The sequence below is a fragment of the Pseudomonas sp. PB3P13 genome (genome assembly GCF_054897735.1).
This window is the reverse complement of sequence record NZ_CM142702.1, coordinates 629,501-653,509: the sequence shown is the minus strand read 5'-3', so window position 1 is coordinate 653,509 and position 24,009 is coordinate 629,501. Positions and strand designations below refer to the sequence as shown.

General features: G+C 59.6%; 18 protein-coding genes. 4 read left to right on the top strand and 14 right to left on the bottom strand.

Going from position 1 to position 24,009, the window contains the following annotated elements:
* Positions 1-88: 88 nt before the first annotated feature.
* Complete coding sequence (locus tag ACYZT1_RS02975; RefSeq protein WP_462019176.1) at positions 89-694, top strand: BUD32 family EKC/KEOPS complex subunit; 606 nt, start codon at positions 89-91, stop codon at positions 692-694.
* Here ACYZT1_RS02975 and ACYZT1_RS02970 read toward each other — a convergent pair.
* The 14 genes from ACYZT1_RS02970 to glnE form a co-directional block, all read right to left on the bottom strand.
* Entirely contained in the window at positions 689-1,783 is a 1,095-nt protein-coding gene (locus ACYZT1_RS02970) for a glycosyltransferase (RefSeq protein WP_462017601.1), read from the bottom strand. The genes ACYZT1_RS02975 and ACYZT1_RS02970 overlap by 6 nt on opposite strands.
* Positions 1,784-1,831: 48 nt before the next feature.
* Positions 1,832-2,593 carry a glycosyltransferase family 2 protein gene (locus tag ACYZT1_RS02965; protein ID WP_462017600.1) on the bottom strand — a complete coding sequence of 254 codons (762 nt, stop codon included), beginning with the start codon at positions 2,591-2,593 and terminating at the stop codon, positions 1,832-1,834.
* Between the two features lie 55 nt (positions 2,594-2,648).
* A complete protein-coding gene (locus ACYZT1_RS02960) occupies positions 2,649-3,605 on the bottom strand; it encodes a glycosyltransferase family protein (RefSeq protein WP_462017599.1) in 957 nt (318 codons plus the stop codon).
* 19 nt (positions 3,606-3,624) lie between these two features.
* Positions 3,625-4,755 (bottom strand): glycosyltransferase, encoded by a 1,131-nt coding sequence (locus ACYZT1_RS02955; RefSeq protein ID WP_462017598.1) that lies wholly within the window; start codon positions 4,753-4,755, stop codon positions 3,625-3,627.
* Positions 4,739-6,496 carry a carbamoyltransferase family protein gene (locus ACYZT1_RS02950; protein WP_462017597.1) on the bottom strand — a complete coding sequence of 586 codons (1,758 nt, stop codon included), beginning with the start codon at positions 6,494-6,496 and terminating at the stop codon, positions 4,739-4,741. Before ACYZT1_RS02950 ends, ACYZT1_RS02955 begins: the two co-directional genes overlap by 17 nt.
* A 173-nt stretch (positions 6,497-6,669) precedes the next feature.
* A complete protein-coding gene (locus ACYZT1_RS02945) occupies positions 6,670-7,005 on the bottom strand; it encodes a YceK/YidQ family lipoprotein (RefSeq protein ID WP_462017596.1) in 336 nt (111 codons plus the stop codon).
* Between the two features lie 118 nt (positions 7,006-7,123).
* Positions 7,124-8,575, bottom strand: a complete 1,452-nt coding sequence (locus tag ACYZT1_RS02940; protein WP_462017595.1) for a lipopolysaccharide kinase InaA family protein — start codon at positions 8,573-8,575, stop codon at positions 7,124-7,126.
* Entirely contained in the window at positions 8,575-9,327 is a 753-nt protein-coding gene (locus ACYZT1_RS02935; protein WP_462017594.1) for a lipopolysaccharide kinase InaA family protein, read from the bottom strand. Before ACYZT1_RS02935 ends, ACYZT1_RS02940 begins: the two co-directional genes overlap by 1 nt.
* Positions 9,324-10,058, bottom strand: coding sequence for a lipopolysaccharide kinase InaA family protein (locus ACYZT1_RS02930; protein ID WP_462017593.1), 735 nt, complete (start codon positions 10,056-10,058; stop codon positions 9,324-9,326). Before ACYZT1_RS02930 ends, ACYZT1_RS02935 begins: the two co-directional genes overlap by 4 nt.
* Complete coding sequence (gene rfaP / locus ACYZT1_RS02925; protein ID WP_462017592.1) at positions 10,058-10,864, bottom strand: lipopolysaccharide core heptose(I) kinase RfaP; 807 nt, start codon at positions 10,862-10,864, stop codon at positions 10,058-10,060. The genes ACYZT1_RS02930 and rfaP overlap by 1 nt, the downstream gene beginning before the upstream one ends.
* Positions 10,864-11,985: a glycosyltransferase family 4 protein gene (locus tag ACYZT1_RS02920; RefSeq protein WP_462017591.1), complete on the bottom strand. Its 1,122-nt coding sequence runs from the start codon at positions 11,983-11,985 to the stop codon at positions 10,864-10,866. Before ACYZT1_RS02920 ends, rfaP begins: the two co-directional genes overlap by 1 nt.
* A complete protein-coding gene (gene waaC, locus ACYZT1_RS02915; protein WP_462017590.1) occupies positions 11,985-13,046 on the bottom strand; it encodes a lipopolysaccharide heptosyltransferase I in 1,062 nt (353 codons plus the stop codon). The genes ACYZT1_RS02920 and waaC overlap by 1 nt, the downstream gene beginning before the upstream one ends.
* Position 13,047: 1 nt before the next feature.
* Entirely contained in the window at positions 13,048-14,082 is a 1,035-nt protein-coding gene (gene waaF / locus ACYZT1_RS02910; RefSeq protein ID WP_462017589.1) for a lipopolysaccharide heptosyltransferase II, read from the bottom strand.
* 194 nt (positions 14,083-14,276) lie between these two features.
* Positions 14,277-17,216, bottom strand: coding sequence for a bifunctional [glutamate--ammonia ligase]-adenylyl-L-tyrosine phosphorylase/[glutamate--ammonia-ligase] adenylyltransferase (glnE, locus tag ACYZT1_RS02905; RefSeq protein WP_462017588.1), 2,940 nt, complete (start codon positions 17,214-17,216; stop codon positions 14,277-14,279).
* A gap of 384 nt (positions 17,217-17,600) precedes the next feature.
* On the opposite strand from glnE, the gene aceE reads away from it, so the two are divergent.
* From aceE to ACYZT1_RS02890, 3 genes are all read left to right on the top strand, one after another.
* Positions 17,601-20,246 carry a pyruvate dehydrogenase (acetyl-transferring), homodimeric type gene (aceE, locus tag ACYZT1_RS02900; protein WP_462017587.1) on the top strand — a complete coding sequence of 882 codons (2,646 nt, stop codon included), beginning with the start codon at positions 17,601-17,603 and terminating at the stop codon, positions 20,244-20,246.
* A gap of 11 nt (positions 20,247-20,257) precedes the next feature.
* Entirely contained in the window at positions 20,258-22,228 is a 1,971-nt protein-coding gene (gene aceF, locus ACYZT1_RS02895) for a dihydrolipoyllysine-residue acetyltransferase (protein ID WP_462017586.1), read from the top strand.
* Between the two features lie 264 nt (positions 22,229-22,492).
* Positions 22,493-23,887, top strand: coding sequence for an alkaline phosphatase D family protein (locus tag ACYZT1_RS02890; protein WP_462017585.1), 1,395 nt, complete (start codon positions 22,493-22,495; stop codon positions 23,885-23,887).
* Positions 23,888-24,009: the final 122 nt, after the last annotated feature.

The window sequence follows — 24,009 nt, the reverse complement described above, 5'->3', positions numbered from 1 at the left end:
TCACCCGATAACCCGGATGGTTAAAGCCGACACTTTTCGGCATCATTGCCTGCTACTGTGCCCCGCCATTTCAACAAGGCTTCTTACGATGCAATGCTCCCGCCTTCCACAAGACGCACTGGATCAAATGATTGAAGGCGCCAGAATACTGGAGGCCGACGGCTTTGGGCCGAAAGTCTACCTGTTACAGGATGGGAATATGCTCAAAGTGTTTCGGCGCAAGCGTCTGTTCTCTTCAGCGCTGTTTCGCCCGTATTCGAAACGCTTTATCGACAATGTCGCCAAACTGCAAACGCGCGGCGTGCCGACCTTGCAAGTCCTGCAATTTCATCGACTGCCGGCTCCAGGCATGACCGCTGTGCTTTACCGGCCACTGGCCGGAGAAACCCTGCGCCAAATCTCCGAGAAGCAGGATTTCAACTGGCAACAGACGCTACCGGCCCTGACCGGGTTGATACACCGCCTGCACCAGTCGGGAATCTATTTCCGCTCCTTGCACCTGGGCAACATCGTGGTCACACCGGACAACCAGATGGGCCTGATCGATGTAGCGGATATGCGCTTCTTTCGAGGACCTTTGCCCAAACGCCTGGTCAAGCGCAACCTGCAGCACTTCGCTCGCTATATTGCGCGTGAAAAGCTGAACGACACCTTTCCAATGCAATCATTGGAAAGGGCAGTGCTGGCATCATGAAAGCAATGCACGGGCGTCCTGACTGAAACGCAGCCAGGCGTCCTCGGGAGACAGCACCTTGTATTGATCGGCGGCGATTTGTTCAGGGGAAACGCTGAAGGCTTTGACGATGGCATCGCTCCAGCCACGCGCATCGTCAACCGGGGCATACCAGCCGGCGCTGGCCAATTGTTCGCGAAATACCGGCAGCTCGCTGGCCAGCACGGGAACGCCCGCCATGACCGCTTCCTGCATGATCAGCCCCAGCCCTTCGCTCAAGGATGGAATCGCTACCCAGTCAAACGCGCGGTAGAGCTGCGCGGCGTCGTCCAGATGGCCCGGCAACAAGACGTTGTCGCGCAAGCCCTGTTGCTCGACGCGCGCTTCAAGCGTGGCTCGCGCCGACCCTTCGCCAATGATCACCAGTCGCAGATCGGGACGCTCACGTAGCGCCGCGGCGAAAGCGTCGAGCAGGCAGGCGAAGCCTTTTTCCGCGACCAGGCGCCCCACCGCACCCAGCACCGGCGTGCCATCCTGGGGCAATCCCAGACGGCTGCGGGCTTGTTGTCGAGAAAATGCGGCGGCGCGAAAGGCCACAGGATCAAAGGCACTGCGCAATGTCATGACCGGCATTTGCAGTTCATGGCTCAACGAAGCCGCAAGCGTATTCGATACCGCAGCCAGGGTGAGTCGACCTGGCGCAAGTCTGTGAAACAGACCTGGATCAGCCGCATAGAGGCGTGACGACCCGTGAAAAATCACCACGGCGCGGATATGCGGCAGGTCTTCGAGTAACGGCAACAACGTGCGCGCGACACCCAAGCCGTCAATCAGCAGCACCCGGGCATCACTGTCCTTCAAGGCTTTGTGAAACCTGGCCATCATCCAGGGTCTGGTCAAGCGCCAGATATGCCGCCCCTTTAACCGGGCGGATGACAGTCTCCACTCCGTGGCTTCATCAACATTGCCGCCGCAACCGGCCGCCGAGCCTTGCAGCAACCAGGTTTTGATCGGCATGGAAGGGTCCGCTTGGGACAATATCTGCTGATGCACCTTGTGGATCGAGGCAAACGGCGCGCCGCCGGCCCACATGACGTTGAGAATACTCATAGGCGCAGGAGCCAATGTCGGGAAATCTGCAAACGAGCTGCGGTGCACCTAGTTGATAAACCAGCCAATGCAGACTCCCAGCAACAAAAATAATGCGGACCTGATCTGTTCGCGACGACTGCGGCGGGCCTTGCGTTGCCGCTCGGCAGGCGTCTGCACGTGTTCACCGAAACCGGTATGCAAAACGGCGTCAGCTTCGAGCGTCACGGCGTTCAGGTTGAGCTGTGCATAGCGTTGTGAGAGTGCCTTCTCGCCACCGTGCGCAGAAAACGGGGCACACAACCGATATTCCTTGACCCGGCGTAACCCGGGATTGAGCGAGAAGCCCTGCCATTCCGGTTTTTCGGAGATCAACGGGTAGCAGGCCACGCCGCCGATGACTTCTCTTTCTCCACGATGAATGTAGGGGCTGTGCACCTTCAAGTCGTAAATATAGTTGCGCAGCCAGACCTGGAGGATTTCCTCACGCGCATCGAGAATGATCATCGAGTCCTCGACGAACCCCGAGCGATAGAACTGCCAGTCGTCTTCGCAATGGAAGATGTACGGCGTCTTGACGTGCTCATAGGCCAGGTCGATGGACGCCAGTTGACCCAGCTTCGGGCGATTGACGAATACCGTGCAATGATCCTTCCAGTGAGCGGGAATGATCGCGCGAACGCCCTCGTCGCCGGCATCTTCGGTGATGAAGACCTCACGAATGGCAGCCGTGTTGAACCGATCAAAGCTGTCGAGCGTTGCCTTGAGCAAATCCAGCCGGCCACAACTCGTGACCACCAATGTAATGTTGCTTTGTTGTGAAAATTGCACCTGATTCTCAATAAAGTCGGAGTCGGCAGCAATATCAATCGCCGAGTGGCCCGTGTCAAATGCCCAAATTCAGGCGAACTGTTTCGAGGAAACTCAACGGCGCACGCGCACGCAATGCCGGCTCGATCGCCTCAACGATCCGCTGACCGATTCGCGCAAAGCTGAACTGGCTGACCGCCAGGTCACGACCGTTGCACGCAATACGCTGCGCCAGCTCCGGATCCGCGCGTAACCTGCGCAACTTTTCCTGGAGCTGTGCAATGTCCTGATAGAACACCACGTTGTGCATATCCTGCAGGCCCAATGCATTACTTTCGGCCGCGCCCTGATCATAGGCGAGCAGCACACAGCCGCAAGCCATGGCTTCGAAATTCTTGATCATGAACTCGCCCATGCCGACATCGGCGCTGACGAAAAAGCGTATGCGGTTGAGCGTGTCACGGTACTCGTCACCCGAATTGGTGCGGGTTACAACCAAGGGTTCGACACCTGCCAACTCATCAAGCAGTGCCTTGCGACCACTGTAGGCGCCGCTGCTGGTGCTGCCCACAAACGCCAGTTCGATATCGCGCTCGCGGCCCTGGTCCTGCAACAACGCCTGGTCGTAACCTTTGGGAACGAAAACGGCGTCAAACCCTTCACCGCGCAAGCGTTCGCCAACCACGAAACCGGAGGTGATGATTCGGGCCCACGGCATACGCCGATAATGCGCACTGAACTTGCCGGTGTACTTGCACGCAATGTAGTTCTGGTAGGCGTCGTGCTCAAGAATCACCAGATTGGGGATGGTACGAATGAACCCGGCCTGGCGAATCTCCTGCTTGAAGCGCAGAAAGAACACGATGCGGTCATACCGTGACACGTCGACCTCACGACGGAAGTAGCCACGCAGGTTGCGTTGCTCCTCACTGCCGAGCCAGCGCATCTCGCATTCGCAGTGCGCGGCAACGCCTTCGTACAAGCGGTCAAGAATGGCTCGCTGATCTTTCTGGACCAGAAATAAAACTTTCATCGTCTTCCTTGCTCCAGCATCAAGCCCTCGGCTCACGTTCGATGACGAAGGGCAGATGCCAGAAAACGTCACGCACCGCGCGATCGGAAAAGCGCTCGTGCAAGCGGTCGAGCATCAGCTGCGCACACTGCTGACGCTCCTGATCATCCATGGCGGCCAGTCGTTGCAGGCCCTGGGCCATGCGCTCGGCATCGCCCAGCGGGAACAGAATGCCGACGCCTTCGACCACTTCCTTCGCGCCACCGCACGCGGTCACGAGCAACGGCAAACCGGCCGCCATCGCCTCCAGCAGCACCATGCCGAAAGGTTCGTGATCGGAGCTCAAGGCGAACACATCGAATGCGCGAAAATAGCGCCGGGCTTCGGGAACCTGGCCAAGGAACAGCACACGGTCGGCGACCCCCAGTTCGTGGGCCAGCGCCTTCAGGTCCTGCTCCAACCGGCCAACGCCGAGAATCGCCAATTGGCTGTTCGCGGGCAAACACGGTAACGCCGCGGCAAACCCACGCAGTAACGTGGCCTGGTCCTTGTCAGGATGCAGCCTGCCAACGTTGCCGACAATCCAGGCATCCATCGACAAACCAAGGGCTTCCCGGGCTTCGCGAACCGACACCTGGCTGTCCTGCAAGGCCTGCACATCGATGCGGTTATAGAGCGTCTGGATTTGTCCGGCAGGCCATTTCGGCAGGCTGTTGCGGATGTCATCGCGCACCGCATCGGATACCCCGAGCAGACTCAGGCGCTTGCGGAAAATACCGGCGAAGAGTTTGCGTGTGCCGCGCGTGTAGTCGCCCAGCGCATGATGCACGCCAATCACCGGCAAAGACGTCCCCAGCAGGGCGATGTAGATCGGCTTGGAACGGTGAGCGATACAAAAACTGAAATTGCGCGAAGCCGCGATCTTGCGCAGGTCGCTGATGGCGCCCAGCTTCAGGCCGCGAATGGCTTTGGAGCTGTATTCCATGAACAGCACTTCGTCGCTGGAGCAGCCCGCGGCGACGTCGGCATCGGCGGCCCCGGTCAAAAAAACCGTGGTCACTCGATAACCGGTCCCCGCGAACAGGCTGGCGTACTGCCGTGCGCAATCCAGAAACGGCCCGTCATAGCCGTGGCAGAACTGCAACACATGGCGCTCAGCCGAGCGTGTCATAAGCGTCCGCGCCCTCTTTGACCACCAGAATGTCTTCCATGATCAGGTACTGCAGGTCGGAACCGAAGAACATGTTCAAGGCATCGGTCGGCGAGCAGATCATCGGTTCGCCGCGACGGTTGAGCGAGGTGTTCAGCGACACGCCATTACCGGTCAGCACTTCGAGGGCTTTCATCATGTCGTAGTAGCGCGGATTGTATTCGCGCTTGAGCACCTGGGCCCGGGAAGTGCCATCTTCGTGGACGACTTCCGGCACGCGGGTCTTCCACTCTTCGGCAACTTCGAAAGTGAAGGTCATGAAGGGCGCCGGGTGATCGATCTTGATCATTTGTGGAGCGACCGTGTCGAGCATCGAGGGGCAGAAGGGCCTCCAGCGCTCGCGGAACTTGATCTGGTGGTTGATCCGGTCGGCCACGCCGGTCGCGCTTGGGCAACCGATGATCGAACGACCGCCCAAGGCACGCGGACCGAATTCCATGCGCCCCTGGAACCACGCCACCGGGTTGCCATCGACCATGATTTTGGCGATGTTTTCCGGCATGTTCTCAAGCTTGCGCCACACCGGTTTGCTCGGGTGACGGGCGCAGGCAGCGAGGACGTCTTCGTTGCTGTATGACGGGCCGAGGTAGACGTGCTCCATCTTCTCGACCGGAACGCCACGGGCATGAGAAACATAAGCCGCAGCACCGACTGCAGTACCGGCATCGCCGGAGGCAGGCTGAACGAACAGCTCTTTGACGTCATCGCGAGCGATGATTTTCTGGTTCAGCTTGACGTTCAACGCACAGCCACCGGCGAAGGCCAGTTTGCCGGTTTCCTTGAGTACGTCGCCCAGGTAATGGTCGATCATCTGCAACGCCAGTTTCTCGAACAGCGCTTGCATGCTCGCGGCGTAGTGGATGTAAGGCTCGTCGGCGATGTCGCCTTCGCGCTTCGGTCCCAGCCACTCGATCAGTTTTGGCGAGAAGTAAAAACCCTTGCCCTTCTCTTTATAGCGACGCAGGCCGATGACGTTGGCGTAATCGGTGTTGATCACCAGCTCGCCATTTTCAAACGAGGCCAGACGCGAGAAGTCATACTTGCCGGCATCGCCGTACGGCGCCATGCCCATGACCTTGAATTCACCGTCGAGCATCTCGAAACCGAGGAACTCGGTGATTGCGCCGTACAGGCCACCCAAGGAGTCCGGATCGAAGAATTCCTTGATCTTGTGGATCTTGCCGTTCTCGCCGTAACCGAAGAAGGTCGTGGCGTATTCACCCTTGCCATCGATCCCGAGGATCGCGGTTTTTTCTTTGAAACCGGAGCAATGGTAGGCACTGGAGGCGTGGGCGAGGTGATGCTCGACCGGCTCGATCCTGATTTTCTTCGGATCGAAGCCCAGTTGCTCGAGGCACCAGACGATCTTGTTGCGGTAGCGCTTGTAGCGACGGTTGCCCATCAGGATCGCGTCGAGTGCGCGGTCCGGGGCGTACCAGTAACGCTTGGCGTAGTGCCAGCGCGCCTTGCCGAACAGGCTGATTGGCGCGAATGGAATCGCCACCACGTCGACGTCCGACGGTTTGATGCCGGCCTGTTCGAGGCAAAACTTCGCCGATTCGTAAGGCATGCGGTTCTTTGCATGTTTATCGCGCACGAAGCGCTCTTCTTCAGCTGCAGCGACCAGCTTGCCGTCAATGTACAACGCTGCTGAAGGATCATGGCTAAGGGCGCCGGACAGGCCAAGAATCGTCAATGCCACAGGGGTCTAGCCTCTTAAGTCTGCATGCAGGCGCAACGCGCCTCAAAAATTAATGTGCCTTCGCAAAGGGGCGACGGGCAGCTAAAGGGCGGGATTATAGCGTAAACATGGCAGGAAAGACCCAGCGGTAATTGCCCGTATGAGGAAGATGCCGGGAAAGCACATGAAGCCTTCTATCCACGGCCTGCCCGCCAGTAAATGCCGAGATTGCCGTGCGCTGCCTGCCGATAGATCGTGTAGGGCAGCGCCACGGTGTCCAGAACGCCGGACAGAGTGATGTCCAGAAGAACAAACGGAATCAGTACGCCGGTCGGGTCGGGCGGCGCATTCAACAGGCAAAAATCGTAGGCCAGACCGCTGTAGATTCGCGGGACGGACTGACAGTAGGTTTTCTGTTTCCTGAGACCTCGGGCGGCGTCTTCGTCACCTTGCAGCACTGTGAGAACCGTTCCGCAACCGGTCAAAGCCAGTGAGCAGACGCCGAGCATGACAGCCGTTTTTATGGTCAAGATTTGCCCTCCGAGAACGTCAGGGCAAGCTACCATCGGACTAATTCAGGACACAGTTCACGAGTTCCGAGAATCACGTAGGACGTTTCACCAAGCCGTGTTCACTCGCCCGATCAGTTCAGGCAGTGCTGGAAACGTCGCGGGGCAAGCGCTGATCGATCAGCTGATACAGCGCACTGCTCGACGGCCAGTTACGCATGAACCGCGCCCGATCGCGTGCGTAGGCCGGGGCGAAACTTTCCACTGAGCCGTGCTGGCGCATCGAATCCAGATCGATGAGCACCCAGCGATTGTCTTGCCAGAACAGGTTGTGGCCCTTGAAGTCGCCGTGGCTGATGCGCTCGCGAATCAGCTCGGCAAACAAGTGATCCAGCGCCGCCAGCTCGGCTTCGGGCGCGTCGCCCCGTTCAACGTAAGGCGCAAAACGCTCGATGACATCCGGACCGGACAAGTGCTCGGTCACCAGGTAAGCCCGACTGCGCAATCCGAGAAAGCGTTTTTCGAGCATCGCCAGGGGTTTTGGCGTGGCGATACCCAGGAACGCCAACCGATGGCCTTCGCGCCAGGAATGCCAGGCTCGACTTGGGCGCCAGAAACGCTTGAGCCAATGAGCGAACCCTTTGATGTTGTAGCGCTTGATCAGCAATGTGCGAGCGCCGACCTCGACCTTGCCGACACTGGCCGTGCCACCGGTCTTGTACAGGTGACCCTGTTCGAGCAACACATCGGCCTGTTCCAGCACCCGCAGCATCGCCGCCTCCTCATCGCGACGTGTCGCCCGCAAACCGAACGGCCCGCGCTGAACGCTGAACAACGTACAGTCGCGACCGGCCTTGGCCAGAAAATCCTTGAGGCGCCAGGCGCGGACTTTGTCGATCTGCTTTTGCAACGCCTCCATGGGCAACGCATGCTCGCCATTGCTCAACAGGTAATACACCAGCAATTCTTCGGTGAAGGGCTCCAGCGACTTGGGTAGCTGGGCGAAAAACACCCCGAGATTTTCCAGCACTTTCTGGCGCGACAACGGTTGGCCCGGCGTTTCGGCACGGATCCCGGCACCGTCGATCAAGTACAGTCGCCCGCCCTGGCGTAGCAGATTGTCCAGATGCAAGTCCTCCTGCCACAGGCCTTTGCGGTGCATTTGCCCGACCGCGCCCAAGGCATCGGCCAACACCCTCGATTGCTCATCGGCCAGCATCGGCAAATGCTCGACCTGTTGCCAGGCGCCTCCGAGGCTTTCGGCATTTTCCAGAAAATCGAACAGCAGCCAGCCGCCGTCGCCATCCTTCAAACCGTCGGCCAACAGCTGCGGCGTGGTCAGCCCCTGCGCGGCGAGCAAGCGCACGCCGCCCAGCTCGCGTTGAAAATGCCGCGCAGCCTTACTGCCCACCAATAACTTGGCCAGCACCGGGCGACTGCGCCAGACGCCGGCGCCGACATAGCGCTGGCCCGGCAACACCCGCAACAGACTCAACAACTGCAACTCGGCAGGCCCGGCCGCATCGGCCAGGGTAATGCTCAGGGGCAGGTCAGGTTGGCGGCCGGCGTTTTTCAGTTCGGACAATCGCATCAGTTAGCCCCCTTGTAACTGCGCCGCGCGGTCAGGCGCGTCAGCCAGCCGTCGATCAGCGAAGCGTCCTGCGGTTGCTCGAGATAGGCCGCGAGCAACTCGCGCAGCTGCGCTTCGCTCCATTCTGGCGCGCGCCGCGTCAACGGCTCCAGATCCTTGACCCGATCACGCCGACCGAACAACAGAGGCCGGGTTTTTTCCAGGTCAATCAGCCGGGCCACGTATCCGTCGTGAGCAACCTGAAGAAATATGTGTTTTGGATAAAAGCAGCCGTGAACCTGCCGTGCACCGTGCAGACGTCGGGCCAGCCGGCCACAGGCCTGCAAAATCCCCGACTGCTGCGCCGCGCTCAGGTCCGACCAATGCTGCAACAGCGAATCCAGGTCATCCCAGCCGTCGAGCGCGCGGGTCAGCAAAATCGCCCGGACTTCACCGTCGACCCTGCGCTCACCGAAGTACGACGCCTTCAGCGCCGGAATGCCAAGCTTCTCGTAGCGACTGATATTGCGAAACTCACGGGCAAAGCTCGGCTCACCCAACGGCGCATGCAACGTATGCATTTGGTAGTTGCTCTGGCGCTTGAGGTAGAACCCCTGCCCCTCCAGGTCCAGACGGGACACACTGCTCCAGCCTCCGCGCACGTTGTTGGGCTCGTCCACCGCCTCGAGCTCTCTGGCCCACAGCGCGTCAAAGGTACCGAGGCCATGGCGCTCAAGCAGCGCACGGTCTTCAGCGGCGAGAAAATCTGTCATTCACGACCCTCGAAAAATCTCAGCACATGACGAATGCGCTTTTTATCCGCGGCATCGAGCCGGGGCTGCTGCCGGTATTGCAAGTAAAAACGCAGACGCTGAGTCGCCGACAACTGATATTTGGCAACCTTGTCGAGACACGCGAGGTCTTTGGTAATGCGGTACTTGAGCCAGAAACCGCGCCAGAAATCACCGTTCGGGCAGTCGATCAGGAACAGTCGCGCCTGATCGTCGATCAGCAAGTTGCGCCACTTCAAATCGTTATGCGTGAAGCGGTGGTCATGCATGATCCGGGTATAGCCGGCCAGTTGACGACTGACGGTGTCGACCCAGGCGCGGTCCGCCAGTTTCGGATCGTGACGTTCGGCAAGGGCCGACAAATCTTCGGTATGCGGCAATTCACGGGTGATCATCGCCCCGCGATCGTAGGTCGCGCCGCGCCGTTCCAGGCCCCAGGCCACCACTTCGGCGGTGGGGATGCCCCACTTGGCGAAGCGTTTGAGATTCTGCCATTCGGCTTTCACCCGGGGTTTGCCCAGGTACCGCCGCAGGCCTTTACCGGCGCCCACGTAGCGCTTGACGTAATAGTTGACGCCATTGCGCTGCACGCGGATGACTTCGGACAACGGATCACGCGTCAAACGCTCGCCTTGCAGGGCGAACACTGCATCCAGGCTACCGAAATCGTCAGCCAGAGCGCCATAGGCCGGTTCCAGATTCCAACCCGACATCAGAGCGCATTCCCGTAGCGCTGTTTGCGGTCGTAGAGCTTGTCGGCCTTGCTTTGCAACCACACCAGCAAACCACTTTCCTCGCTCAGGATCTGGCGCAGGGGGCGCTGAAAATAGCCCTTGAGGAAACGCAACTTGTCGCGCCGGGTCAGGCCGATATCCATCGCGGAAAAATACAGCGCTGCCAAGTCTTTGTTCCGCCAACGCGCGGGAATCGTGGGGCGGGTCTGGGCGCGGTGCAGGTCGATGACCGAGAGCTTCAGGTCGTGGGCGGTCACCGGCTTGTCGGTGTGCAACAGGAAGTGGCAGATGTAGCAGTCGCGATGGTTCACCCCCGCACGGTGCATCATGCCGGTCATGCGTGCGACTTCGGCGATCAGCGCGCGCTTGAGTGTCGGCTCGGGAGGCTGCGCCGGCCAATCCATGCAAAAATCTTCAAGACTGATGGTGGGCGCCAATTCTTCGGTGATGATGAACGAATCATGGTCCGCCGGGTTGGTACCCTTTTCGCCGTAGGCGACGGCGGTCATGGTCGGTACGCCGACTTCCTGCAGGCGCTGGATGGCAGCCCATTCCTGCCCCGCGCCAAGTACCGGCAGCTTGGCCGTCAGCAGGTTCTTGAAAATCTCGCGCCAGCCGATGCCATGGTGAATCTTTACGAAAAAGCCTTCGCCATTCACTTCGGTACGCAAGGTGCGGCGCGCTTCCAGCGCGCGGTAAACCTCGCCCTCGAGTCCTTCGACTTCGACGAACGGGTCGCGTCCGGCCCAGAGGCTTTTGAACGGTTCAGCCAGCATCAACTTCATTAAGCGTGCTCCGCCAGAATCACATCGGCCGCGTGTTGCGGCATGCTGTAGAGGTCGGCCGTTTCGGCATAGGACAGACCGTTGCGGCTCCAGGCCGCCCGTGCAGTTGCGTCGTTCAACATGTCGGTCAGGTAGCGCGTCAATTGCGCCTGATCGAATGGCTGATCCAGTACCAGACCGGCTTCCGCCTCGGCGATGTAATGGGCGTAGCCACAGACCGCGCTGACCAGCACCGGCAGCCCGGCCACCAAGGCTTCAAGCAACACGGTCCCGGTGTTTTCGTTGTACGCCGGATGAATCAAAACGTCGGCGCCGAGCAGGAAACGCGGAATATCGCTACGGCCCTTGAGAAACGTGACATTGTCGCCGAGCCCCAAGGTGGCGCTCTGCATCTGGAACAATTTGGGGTCATCCTGGCCAATTACAAACAGTCGGGTGCGTTTCTTCAGATCAGCGGGCAATGCCGCCACTGCCTTGAGGCTGCGATCGACGCCTTTGGTCTTGAACCCGGAGCCTATCTGTACCAGCAACAGGTCATCGTCTTCGAGGTTGAATTCGCGACGGAAATCGGCGCGGATCTCAGCGGCATTGGCCGGCGCGCGACGATCCTGGGAAATGCCCGGCGGGAGCAGATGGAAGCGTTCCAGCGGTGTGTCGTAATGTTTGATGAACAGGGGTTGCTGAACCTCGGAGATCATCAATATTTCAGTTTTGGCGCTCTTGGCGAACACCGCACGCTCGTATTCGGCGAAGTGCCGGTAGCGGCCCCAGCGCCGGTACAGCGAATTGCGCAGGTTCTGCGCCTTGTCTTCGAAGCAGCCATCGGCGGCGTAGTAAACGTCGAGCCCCGGCATCTTGTTAAAGCCGATCAGACGGTCCACCGGACGCTTGGCCAGATCGGCCTCCATCCATTCGCTGAGTTTTTCGTTGCGGCGGTGATTGAAGAAGGCTTTGACCGGCGCCACGAGCACTTCGAAACCCGGCGGCACTTCGCCTTCCCAGATCAAGGTGTAGACGCGAATCTGATGGCCGCGCTGCTGGCATTCCAGGGCGATGCGCATGAAATCACGCTGCAGGCCGCCGAACGGAAAATATTTGTACAAGACGAATGCCAACTGCATCAGCGCAGCTCCTCAGCCAGTAACAACGTGCTCAGTCGGGTGGCGACACGCTCGGGATTCAGGCGCGTGAAGCACAGTGGCCACTCGCGTTTCAGGTCGAACTGACGGGCATCTTCGGCCGTCGGTTGATAGGTGCATTTCTTTTGCAGGCACGGCGCGCATGGCCAATCGCTGGCGACGTGAATCTGCGCCTTGCCATAGGCACCGGTCAGGCCGGGATTGGTGGGACCGAAAAGTGACAGCGTCGGTACGTCGAGGGCCGCGGCGAGATGACCCAGACCGGTGTCTACCGCGACGCAAGCCTGCGCACCGGCAAGCACTTTGCCGACGCCCGCCAGATTCAGTTTCGGCAGCACTTCAACGTGGCGCATGTCCTTGGCGATGCGTTCGGCCCGGGCTTTTTCAGCCGGACTGCCCCACGCCAGTTTCACACCGACACCCAGATAGCCGACTCGCTCGGCCAGTTCACGCCAGTAGGCTTCGGGCCAGTGTTTGGTGTCCCACGTGGTGCCATGCAGGAACAGCACGTACGGATTCTTACGCGGCAGCTCCACCAGCCGTTCGACGTTCAGGCCGTAATCGCCCAGGCCTTTGGGCAAGTCGTACCCCAGGGCAATGGCGAACAACTGACGGACACGCTCCACTGCGTGCTGACCCCGGGCAACTGCCAGACGCCGATTGTAAAATCGCGCGGCCATCGGCTCGCGTGCCGAGCTTTTGTCGAGACCGGCCACCGGAGCTTTGACGTAACGGGTCAGCCAGGCGCTTTTCAGCAACCCTTGCGCGTCGATCACCAGATCGTATTTCGTGGCCCGAACGCTTTGCTTGAAACGTTTCCATTCGCCGCTTTTGAGGGTTTGCCAGATGTTCTTGCGCCAGCGCCGGATTGCCACTGGAATCACTTTACCCACAGCCGGGTGCCAGGTGGGGATTTCGGCGAAGCCTTCTTCCACGACCCAGTCGAATGTGATTCCGGGAATCGCCCGGGCTGCATCGGTCAACGCTGGCAACGCGTGAATCACATCGCCCAGCGAAGATGTCTTGATCAACAGAACCCGCAAACTATTGGACCTCGACCACAGTGCCCTGCAACCGCTGCAAGGCTTCGTTCACCGCTTGCGGCATAAGTTGGCGCAGGCAATTGTAATGACCGAACCGGCATGTGCGGTCGAAGCATGGGCTGCATTCGATGCCCAGGCGCACGATTTCGACGTGCTCGGCCAGCGGCGGAGTGAAGCCCGGCGAAGTCGAGCCGTACACCGCCACCAAAGGCCGGTTCAACGCGGCGGCAACGTGCATCAGGCCGGAATCGTTGGACACCACCGAGTCGGCGCAAGACAACAGATCAATGGCTTCGGCGAGGGAAGTGCCGCCGCTGAGGTTCACCGATTCTTCGCGCAAACCGGGAATCAGCCGCGCGCGGATGTCTTCACCGACGGCGTGATCGTTTTTCGAACCGAACAGCCAGACTTGCCAGCCTTCGCGAATTTTCGCTTCGGCGACCTGAGCGTAATGCTCGGACGGCCAGCGTTTGGATTCGCCAAACTCGGCGCCGGGACACAGGGCCAGGACCGGGCGATCGAGGCTCAAGCCGAATTTCGCCAAGGCCGCTTCGCGGGTCACCGGGTTAATCTGCAGGGTCGGTCGCGGATACGGTTTCGGCAGCTCGAGGCCGGGCTCGTAAGCCAGGGCCATGAAACGTTCGATCATCAGCGGATAACGTTCTTTATCCAGCGTACGCACGTCGTTGAGCAGGCCGTAGCGAAACTCGCCACGCCAGCCGGTGCGCTTCGCGATGCCGGCGAAGAACGGCACCAGCGCCGACTTCAGGGAATTGGGCAGCAGGATCGCCTGGTCGTACTGACCGGCCAGGGACTTGCCGATGCGCCGGCGCGTCGCCAGCTCCAGCACGCCGTGACCGAGCGGAAAGCTCAACGCCTGACGCACTTGGGGCATGCGCTCAAGAATCGGCCGGCTCCACTCGGGGGCCAGCACGTCGATTTCGCACTGCGGATGGCGCTGTTTGAGGCACTGAAACAGTGTCTGCGCCATCACCATGTCACCGACCCAACTGGGCCCAACGATCAGAATTTTCATGTGGTTTCCAAAAACGAACCGGGGAGGCATACGCCTCCCCGCCTCGAGAATTCTACAAAACGCCTGCAAATCCACTGTGGGAGCGAGCTTGCTCGCGATGTGGCCGCCCCATACAACATTTATGCTGACTGTCAGACCGCCATCGCGAGCAAGCTCGCTCCCACAAGGGCATCAGGTGTTTCAAATAACCGGTTTCAGCTTAGCCCCAACTCACGCCAGATTCGCATGACCTGCCGGCGCTCATCCGCGAACTGATCGCCCGGAATCACTCCGGGGTCTTTCTGCAATGCCTGCCGGTGCGCGGCTGAGCGGTAGGCTTTATAGGCCTCGCGCAGCAGAGCGGCGTCCTCGGCGGGCATCAGCCCTTCATGCTCCAGCTCTTCCAGAATGCGGATGTTATCTGTCCAGCGCAGCAAGGGCGAGTGTGCTTGCGACCACGCCAGGGCGGCGTATTGCACCATAAATTCAATATCGACGATACCTCCGGCGTCCTGCTTGAGATCGAACGGCGCCGTGGGCTCGAATGCATTTGCTGCGGTGCCGGCCGCGGTGCTCCTGGTGCCGAGGTTATCGCGCATCTTTGTGCGCATCTCGCTGACTTCCTGACGCAATGTCGGCAGGTCCCGCGGACGGCCCAATATCACCGCGCGGACCTTCTCGAATGCCTGACCGACATCCTGACTTCCGACCAGCACCCGCGCGCGCACCAGCGCTTGATGCTCCCAGGTCCAGGCCTCATTTTCCTGATAGCGGGCAAAGGCCCCGAGCGAGCTGACCAACAGGCCGGAAGCGCCGGACGGCCGCAGGCGCATATCCACTTCATACAGCTGGCCAGAGTTGGTCTGGGCCGTGAGCAAGTGAATGATTCGCTGCCCCAGCCGAGTGAAGAATTGTGCACCGTCGATGGGTTTCGGCCCGTCGGTTTCAGCCTGCGGATCGCCGTCGTGGATGAACACCAGATCGAGGTCCGAACCATGCCCCAGTTCCAGTCCGCCGACTTTGCCGTAACCGACAATGATGAAGCCTGGATCGCAGAAACTGCCGTCGTTGCGCAGGGGTGTTCCATATTTGGCCACGGTCTGGCGCCACGCCAGCGCCATCACCTGCTCGAGAATCGCTTCAGCGAGCCAGGTCAGATAATCGCTGACTTTCATCAACGGCAGGCTGCCGGCGATTTCCGAAGCGGCCACCCGCAAGCGGTGCGCCAGTTTGAAATGGCGCAGCGCTTCCATTTGTTGTTCGAGGTCATCTTCGGGAATGCGCGTCAGACGCTCACGTAATTCGGCGGCGAGCTCCGGTGCCAAGGGCGGCTTGAACAACCGGCCTTCGTTGAGCAGCTCGTCAAGCAGCAGCGGGAAGCGGGTGATTTGCTCGGCGATCCATGGGCTCGCCGCGCACAGTGTCAGCAAGCGTCGCAGTGCGCCGGGGTTTTCGGTCAGCAACACCAGGTACGCGGAACGCCGGGCAACCGCTTCCACCAGGGGCAAGACCCGCTCCAACACCAGATCAGGGTTGGCGTGCTCCACGGCCTGCGCCAGCAATCGAGGGATAAATGCGTCCAGACGCTCGCGCCCAAGACGTTGCATCGCCCGCAATTGCGGGCTGGCGCGCAGCGCGGCCAGGGCTTTCAGCGCCTTGGTCGCGTCGACGAAACCGCCCTCGCCCAATTGACGGCAGGCGGCTTCTTCATCCTGAGCCTCTTCCCACAACGGTAGCCATTCACCGCCGACCACGACTTCGCTCTCGGTGCCCTCCTCTTCGTCCGGATCGGCAATCACCTGCCCGAAGTGCCACGCCACGCGACCGCGCCAATGCATCAGTTGCTGGTGGAAGGCCGGCCAATCGTCGAAACCGAGCATGAAGGCGATGCGCGCCTGATCCTCTGCGCCGTCCGGCAGCATCTGCGTCTGACGATCGGCAATCGCCTGAATCGCGTGCTCGGTGTAACGCAGGAATTCATAGCCTTCGCGCAGCTCGCTCACCACCGCGGGCGGCAGGTAACCCTGGCCTTCGAGCGTGCTCAATACTTTTAATAGCGGACGCTGCTGCAGGCTGAGGTCGCGGCCGCCGTGAATCAGCTGGAACGCCTGCGCGATAAACTCCACCTCACGAATGCCACCCGAGCCGAGTTTGATGTTGTCGGCCATCCCTTTGCGCCGCACTTCCTGCTGAATCAGCTGCTTCATGGTGCGCAGCGCTTCGATGGCGGAAAAATCCAGATACCGCCGATAAACGAACGGACGCAACATCTCTTGCAGTTGCGCACCGGCGGCCTGATCGCCGGCCACGACCCGCGACTTGATCATCGCGTAACGTTCCCAGTCGCGACCCTGATCCTGGTAATACTGCTCCAGCGCGTTGAAGCTCAGCACCAGCGCGCCGGATGAGCCGTAAGGGCGCAGACGCATGTCGACGCGAAAGACGAAACCGTCGACGGTCATCGGGTCCAGCGCTTTGATCAGCCGTTGGCCGAGACGGATGAAAAATTCCTGGTTATCCAGCGAGCGCTTCACGCCCACGGTTTCGCCGCCCTCGGGGTAGGCGAAGATCAGATCGATGTCGGACGACAGATTGAGCTCGACCGCACCAAGCTTGCCCATGCCGAGGATGACCATTTGCTGCGGCTCGCCGCTGCGTCGGCCGGTGGGCACGCCGAATTGCTGACAGTGGCGCGCGTACAGCCATTGATACGCCTGATCGATGCTCGCGTCGGCCATGTCGGAAAGGTCGCGACAGGTCTGGATCAGATCGGCCTGGCGGTTGAGGTCACGCCAGATGATCCGCACCTGATGACGGGTGCGCTGGCGGCGCAATACCCGCCCGAGTTCATCTTCGCTTTCAGCGGCATTCGCCGCCGCCGCGATCTGTGCGCATAACTCGCCAGGGGCAAAACTGCGGTCCAGTTCGCCGGACTGCACCAGCGCCAGCAACATCAAAGGGTCACGCACACTTTGTTCAATGACAAAATCGCTGGCAGCCGTCACGCGGGCGAACTGCGCCCAGCGCTCTGGCGTCCAGGCGGACAGCGCTTGATCGTCATCCAGTTCGGCGACGGCCGCGCGCAAAGACTGCTCGGCACGGGTGACAAACGGCAGGAGAATGCCGGGCAGTTCGGCAAGCGTAGGCAGGCTCATGGTCTATCCTTGATCGGCGTGTGGAGGGCTGCATGTAGTGAATTTTCAGAAAGCACTACGCGACCGACTGTCGAACAAAAGTTAGAAATAGCTGAAATTTCTTTATTGTTGGCAGCGAGCATCAAGCATTCACCTTTTTCGGTTGGCAAACGACCAACCTTAACGATTATTCTCACAACGGAGCTGGAGGCCACAAGCCGCTCATCTGTAGTTTTACTACTCGTATATACATTCGGATAGCTGAAATGCTCAATGATTTGTAGTAAAACTACACGCCGCCGGAACCTACCTCTCGGCAATCCAAGAATTTATATCGTCTGCCCACAAGGCCAGTCGCAAACTCAGGCAACCGATTCTGGAAGCCTTTCCGCCCTGGAGCAAGCCATGCAAGACCTCGATCCCGTCGAAACCCAGGAATGGCTGGACGCCCTGGAATCGGTTCTCGACAAAGAAGGCGAAGACCGCGCTCATTATCTGATGACCCGTTTGGGCGAACTCGCAACCCGCAGCGGTTCGCAATTGCCTTACGCCATCACCACGCCATACCGCAACACCATTCCCGTTACCCACGAAGCACGCATGCCTGGCGACCTGTTCATGGAACGCCGCATTCGCTCGCTGGTACGCTGGAACGCGATGGCCATGGTGATGCGCACGAACCTGAAAGATTCTGACCTGGGCGGTCACATCTCCAGCTTCGCCTCCAGCGCAACCTTGTACGACATCGGCTTCAACTATTTCTTCCAGGCCCCGACCGACGAACACGGCGGCGACCTGATCTACTTCCAGGGCCACACCTCGCCAGGCGTTTACGCCCGCGCATTCATGGAAGGCCGCATCACCGAAGACCAGATGAACAACTTCCGCCAGGAAGTGGACGGTCAGGGCCTGTCGTCCTATCCGCACCCTTGGCTGATGCCTGACTTCTGGCAGTTCCCGACCGTTTCCATGGGTCTGGGCCCGATCCAGGCGATCTACCAGGCTCGCTTCATGAAGTACCTGGAAGCCCGTGGTTTCATTCCGCAAGGCAAGCAGAAAGTCTGGTGCTTCCTGGGCGACGGCGAGTGCGACGAGCCGGAATCCCTGGGCGCGATCTCGCTGGCTGGCCGCGAGAAGCTCGACAACCTGATCTTCGTCATCAACTGTAACCTGCAGCGCCTCGACGGCCCGGTTCGCGGCAACGGCAAGATCATCCAGGAACTCGAAGGCGTGTTCCGCGGTGCTCAGTGGAACGTGACCAAAGTCATCTGGGGCCGTTTCTGGGACCCACTGCTGGCCAAAGACGTCGACGGTATCCTGCAACGTCGCATGGACGAAGTCATCGACGGCGAGTACCAGAATTACAAAGCCAAAGACGGCGCATTCGTGCGTGAACACTTCTTCAACACGCCTGAACTCAAGGCGATGGTTGCGGACCTGTCCGACGACGAAATCTGGAAACTCAACCGTGGCGGCCACGACCCGTACAAGGTCTACGCGGCGTACCACGAAGCGGTCAATCACAAAGAACAACCCACCGTCATCCTGGCCAAGACCATCAAGGGTTATGGCACCGGTGCCGGCGAAGCGAAAAACACCGCGCACAACACCAAGAAAGTCGATGTCGACAGCCTGAAGTTGTTCCGCGACCGTTTCGACATTCCGGTGCGCGACGAAGAACTGGAAAACCTGCCGTTCTTCAAGCCTGAGCCGAACAGCGCCGAAGCCCGTTACCTGAGCGAGCGCCGCACCGCACTGGGCGGTTTCGTGCCACAGCGTCGCGCCAAGAGCTTCGACATCCCGACACCGCCGCTCGATACCCTCAAGGCTATCCTGGACGGCTCGGGCGACCGTGAAATTTCCACCACCATGGCTTTTGTGCGGATTCTCGCGCAGCTGGTCAAGGACAAGGAGATCGGTTCGCGCATCGTGCCGATCATCCCGGACGAAGCCCGTACCTTCGGCATGGAAGGCATGTTCCGTCAGTTGGGCATCTACTCCTCCGTCGGCCAGCTTTACGAGCCAGTCGATAAAGACCAGGTGATGTTCTACAAGGAAGACAAGAAGGGCCAGATTCTCGAAGAAGGCATCAACGAAGCGGGCGCCATGAGCTCCTTCATCGCTGCCGGTACTTCGTACTCCAGCCACAACCAGCCAATGCTGCCGTTCTACATCTTCTACTCGATGTTCGGCTTCCAGCGTATCGGCGACCTCGCCTGGGCCGCTGGCGACAGCCGCACCCGTGGCTTCCTGATCGGCGGCACCGCCGGTCGGACCACGCTGAACGGCGAAGGCCTGCAACACGAAGACGGTCACAGCCACATCCTGGCTGCCACCATCCCGAACTGCCGCACCTTTGATCCAACTTACGGCTACGAGCTGGCGGTGATCATTCAGGACGGCATGAAGAAGATGACCGAACAGCAGCAAGACGTTTTCTATTACATCACCGTGATGAACGAGTCCTACCAGCAGCCTGCCATGCCGGCCGGTGTTGAAGAAGGCATCATCAAGGGCATGTACCTGCTTGAAGAGGACACCCGCGAAGCGGCGCACCACGTTCAGCTGATGGGCTCCGGCACCATCCTGCGTGAAGTTCGCGAAGCGGCGAAGATTCTGCGTGAACAGTTCAATGTCGGCGCTGACGTGTGGAGCGTTACCAGCTTCAACGAATTGCGTCGCGATGGCCTGGCCGTCGAGCGCAGCAACCGTCTGCACCCGGGCCAGAAACCACAGCTGAGCTACGTCGAGCAGTGCCTGAACGGCCGTCAAGGTCCGGTCATTGCGTCTACCGACTACATGAAGATGTTCGCTGAGCAGATCCGCCAGTGGGTCCCGTCCAAGGAATTCAAAGTCCTGGGCACCGACGGTTTCGGCCGCAGTGACAGCCGCAAGAAGCTGCGTCACTTCTTCGAAGTCGATCGTCATTTCGTGGTGTTGGCAGCCCTTGAAGCATTGGCTGACCGAGGCGATATCGAACCTAAAGTGGTGGCTGAAGCCATCGCCAAGTTCGGCATCGACCCGGAAAAACGCAACCCACTGGACTGCTGAGGAGACACCCTGTGAGCGAACTCATTCGCGTACCTGACATCGGCAGCGGTGAAGGTGAAGTAATTGAACTGTTTGTGAAGGTCGGCGACCGTATCGAAGCCGAGCAAAGCATTCTGACGCTGGAATCGGACAAGGCGAGCATGGAAGTGCCTGCACCCAAAGCCGGTATCGTCAAAAGCCTGAAAGTCAAACTGGGCGATCGCTTGAAAGAAGGCGACGAGTTGCTGGAGCTGGAAGTCGAAGGTGCTGCGCAAGCGGCTCCTGCGGCTGACGCGGCTCCTGCGGCCAAGGCTGAAGAGAAACCGGCGGCAGCTTCTGCTGCTCCGGCCGTGGCGCCTGCTGCTGCACCCGCGGCCGCCTCGGTTCAGCAAGTGCACGTGCCGGACATCGGTTCGTCGGGCAAGGCCCAGATCATCGAGATCCAGGTCAGGGTCGGCGATACCGTCGAGGCTGATCAGTCGCTGATCACCCTCGAATCCGACAAGGCCAGCATGGAAATCCCGTCGCCTGCCGCTGGCGTGGTCAAAGCCATCAGCGTCAAGCTCAACGACGAAGTCGGTACTGGCGACCTGATTCTGGACCTGGAAGTGGCGGGTGCTGCGGCACCGGTCGCTGCCGTGCCAGCTCAGGCTGCTGCGCCGGCTGCCGCTGCTGCTCCGGCGCCTGCCGCTGCTCCGGTTGCGCCGGCTGCCGACACCGTTCAGGACATCCACGTGCCGGACATTGGTTCGTCGGGCAAGGCCAAGATCATCGAAGTGCTGGTCAAGGCTGGCGACACCGTCACCGCCGATCAGTCGCTGATCACTCTGGAATCCGACAAGGCGAGCATGGAAATCCCATCGCCTGCCGCTGGCGTCGTGGAAAGTGTTTCGATCAAGCTGGACGACGAAGTCGGTACCGGCGACCTGATCCTCAAGCTCAAAGTCAAAGGCGCGGCGCCTGCAGCTGCTCCGGCTCCAGCCGCTGCAGCACCCGCGCCTGCGGCCGCCAAGGCTGAAGCAGCCCCTGCGGCCGCTGCTCCGGCACCCGCCGCGCCGGCTGCTGCGCCAGCCAAACCGGGCGCCAAGGTTCACGCAGGCCCGGCGGTACGCCAACTGGCCCGCGAATTCGGCGTCGAGCTGAGCGCAGTCAGCTCAAGCGGCCCGCACGGTCGTGTGCTGAAAGAAGACGTGCAGGTTTATGTCAAAGCCATGATGCAGAAGGCCAAGGAAGCACCGGCCGCTGCTGGCGGTACGACCGGTGGCGCGGGCATTCCGCCGATTCCGGCAGTGGACTTCAGCCGTTTCGGCGAAACCGAAGAAGTGCCGATGACTCGCCTGATGCAAATCGGCGCGTCGAGCCTGCACCGCAGCTGGTTGAACATTCCACACGTGACTCAGTTCGATTCGGCTGATATCACCGAGCTGGAAGCGTTCCGCATCGCGCAGAAAGCCGTTGCAGAGAAAGCCGGCGTCAAGCTGACCATTCTGCCGCTGCTGCTCAAATCCTGCGCGCACCTGCTCAAGGAACTGCCGGACTTCAACAGTTCGCTGGCGCCAAGCGGCAAGGCAATCATCCGCAAGAAGTACGTGAACATCGGCTTCGCCGTCGACACTCCTGAAGGCTTGCTGGTACCGGTCATCAAGAATGTCGACCAGAAGAGCCTGCTGCAACTGGCTGCCGAGGCCGCTGCGCTGGCCGCCAAAGCCCGCGACAAGAAGCTCACCGCTGACGACATGCAAGGCGCCTGCTTCACCATTTCCAGCCTCGGCCACATTGGCGGCACCGGCTTCACGCCGATCGTCAACGCGCCGGAAGTGGCGATCCTGGGTGTTTCCAAGGCGACCATTCAGCCCGTCTGGGACGGCAAAGCCTTCCAGCCGAAGCTGATGCTGCCATTGTCGCTGTCCTACGATCACCGTGTGATCAACGGCGCCGCTGCTGCACGCTTCACCAAGCGTCTGAGCGACCTGCTGGCGGACATCCGCACCATCCTGCTGTAACAGCGACCGGCCCTCTTCACTCGAGGGCCGATTGCGATCCACGTTTTCCGAGCGCCACGCTCGTACCTCAACCCCGTCAATTTGGCGGGGCTTTTTTTTGCCTGCGTTTTTAACGTGAAACCGCTTCCTACTTTTGTAGCTGACATCACCTACAACTCACATCCATTTCGGCTCAATCTTTTTCAAGGTTCAATACTTAGGCTTGGTTAAGTCTTCAAGACGAGTAAAACCTGAAATTCAAATGAACTTCGAATGGACTCGATCATGCTGAAACCTACCGTCGGACCAATTATTGGCCACACCACTTCTCACCACGCGCGCATTCTTCTGCGCGGCGAACATCAACAAAACTCCGTGGCATTTGCGGGCATCCGTTATCGACGAGCTCGCGAACAACAGTGGTCACAAGGTACGTTCGCGCAACTGGCATCATCGCGGGACATGGCGGAAATCATTGTATTAAACGATCTCGCCGCCAACACGGAATACGAATACCAGGCAGGCTGGTTCAGTCCCATGAACCCGATGCACACGGTTGATTCGGTACAGGAATTGCCGTTGCAATGGCCCAAGGATCTTTACCGTTTTCGTACATTGTCGAACCAACTCAAGGTCCCAAGAGCTTATATCGTGGGCTCCTGTCGTTATTTGCGGATGACCGCGGGCCTACCTTCGGCACCGCATTTGGGCGACCGCATTTTTGCTTCGATCAATAATCTGGTACAGCGTGCAGAACCCGCCATCAGCGCAATGCTGATGACTGGGGATCAAATTTACGTCGACGACTTGCATATCATTGCGCCCGACCGCGAATACAAAGAAATACTAACCAAGTATCGGACAGCGTTCTCTCAGCCGCATATAAGCAAGTTGATGTCGGGCGTACCCACTTACATGATCCTTGATGATCACGAAATTGAAGACAACTGGCCCGCCAAGAAGAATGACAATGATGAATCTCTGTACAAGAACGCCATCGCCGCTTATGAACTGTACCAGGCCAGTCACAGCCCTGCGCCCATGCTGTTGGCCGACGGGAAGGTCAGCCCTGATCTTGACCGCTATTGGTATCAATTCGCCGACGGCGATATCGAATGGTTTGTCACCGACAGTCGCACCCGACGAAATTTATCAGCGGGCAATCGGCGCATCCTCGACGCTGAACAGGAGCAGGCCCTGTGCACATGGCTGATCACCAGCCCCGCACGGGTGAAAATGGTGGTCACCAGTGTCATGTTCTACCCCGACCGAAAACGCCTGGGCGATGACGCCTGGAAGGCGTTCCCCGAGCAACGCCTACGGCTGCTGGAAACCGTTCGTACACGTCGGCTCAAAAACGTCTTCTTCGTCTCCGGCGATGTGCATGGCTCCCTGACGAGTCGACTGACCCACAGTGCAGACCCGGACTTCGAGGTTCACACCATCGTGTCGTCGCCTCTGTGCAACAGTAGAATGCTGCCGTACGCCAAGGCATCGACGTTCATTCTCGACCAGCCACTGGCCAGAACGGCCGCTGGGAATTACCGGCATGAATTGACCAGCCAAGTGATCAGCCAGGATAACTTTGCCCATCTGGTCGTTGATGCCGAGCAAATTCACGTCAATTACCATGATCGCGACGGCAAATTGCTGCAGTCGATAGCCATAGCGCTTCGATGATTTTTCGGCTGAAACCATTAGTTTCAGCCGTGCGCTGGAGAAATCATCCCGCCTGCCGACATATTCTTATAGCACTTGGCCTTCATGTCTCTTGTCAGTCGGTGTTGCAATGATGCAACCTT